Genomic DNA, 1415 nt, shown 5'->3' on the forward strand with positions numbered 1-1415 from the left:
AGTCGGCCCTGCGCGTCACCCCCGGCCCGCCGCCCGGCCCGGCCGCGGGGTCCCTGCCGACCGCCCCGGACGGCGAGGGACACCTGCGGGTGAGCCTGCCGGGCCGCGCGGAGGATGCGGCTCCGGGGGCGGCGCGTCCCGTCGTGCCGGGCGCGCGGCGGCCGTCCTGGGCCGAGCGGAGCGCCCCGGACGCCGTCACCGCCCCGGGGCCGGACCGGCTGCGGCCCGGCCGGAGCCCGCGGAGCGAGGAGGCGTACGGCTCCGAGCGCACGCCCCCGTGCACCCCCGAACGCGGCAGCGCGGCTCCCCACGCCCCCGCGCCGCCCCCGGCTCCCCTCTCCGGGCTGCCCACGCCCCCGCGCGGCACACAGGTCCCGCCGGACGCCCGGGAGGCTCCCCGGCGCCGTGGCGGGATAGGAGCATGGGCCCGTCGGCTCACCGGCGGCGGGCGGGCCGAGGGCGGCGACAGCGCGGCCCACGGGACCGGGGCCCCTGCGGACACGGCCGCCCCCGACACCACGCCTCCTCCCCGCACGGGCGGGCCCGGCGGCACGGGCCGCACCGAGGCGTGGCCCGACCCCGCCGCCGTCCTCCTCACCGCCCTCGACCCGGGCCCCCGGCTCTGGGAGCGGGCGCCCGGCCACCCCGAGGCGCTGGTGGTGCGGCTGGGCACCGCCGAGCGGGCCGAGCTGGCGTCCGTGCCGGTGACCGTCGGGCTGCGCGAGGCCGGTTCGCTGGGCCTGGCCGGGCCGCGCCCGCGCCTGCTGGGCCTGGCGCGTTCGGTGCTGGCCCAGCTGACCGCCCTGCACGCGCCCGCAGACCTGGAGGTCGTGCTGGTCGCCGCCGACGCGCGCGTCCCGCTGGAGCGGCGGGTCCAGGACTGGGGCTGGCTCGGCTGGCTGCCGCACCTGCGCCCGGCGCACGGCCAGGACTGCCGGCTGCTCCTCGCGTACGACCCCGACCAGGCGCACGCGCGCGTGGCGGAGCTGACCCGCCGCCTGGACGAGGGGCCGCTCGGCCCGGGCTGGGCGCAGGCGAACCCCACGTCCGTCGCGGAGGCCGCGGCCCGCACCGAGGCGCCGTACACGGTGGTCGTCGTGGACGGCGACCCGGGCTCGGCGGCCCTGCGCGAGACGCTGGCGCGGCTGGCGGCCGCCGGGGCGGCGGCGGGGATCCATCTGGTCTGCCTGGCCGAGACGGAACCCGCGTCCCCGCGCTTCCCGGTCGCGGCGGCGTACGAGGCGGCCTGCGGCGTGTCCGGGGCGTTCCGGGAGTGCGGGGCGGTGGGGCTGCTGAGCGGTGACGTGGCGACGGCGCTGCGGCTGATGCGTACCGCAGGGGGACGGCCCGCCACCGTCCAGGTCACCGAGACCACGACCCTCACCTACAAGAAGGTACGCGGCGACGAGCCGTCC

The 1415-nt window shown here is 81.4% G+C and carries 1 pseudogene; it reads left to right on the forward strand.

The features are described 5' to 3' along the window. Window positions 1-1415: pseudogene (locus I3F58_RS29150) on the forward strand (hypothetical protein); the annotation flags it as partial.

This window comes from Streptomyces sp. MUM 203J, assembly GCF_022414595.1.
Lineage (GTDB): Bacteria > Actinomycetota > Actinomycetes > Streptomycetales > Streptomycetaceae > Streptomyces.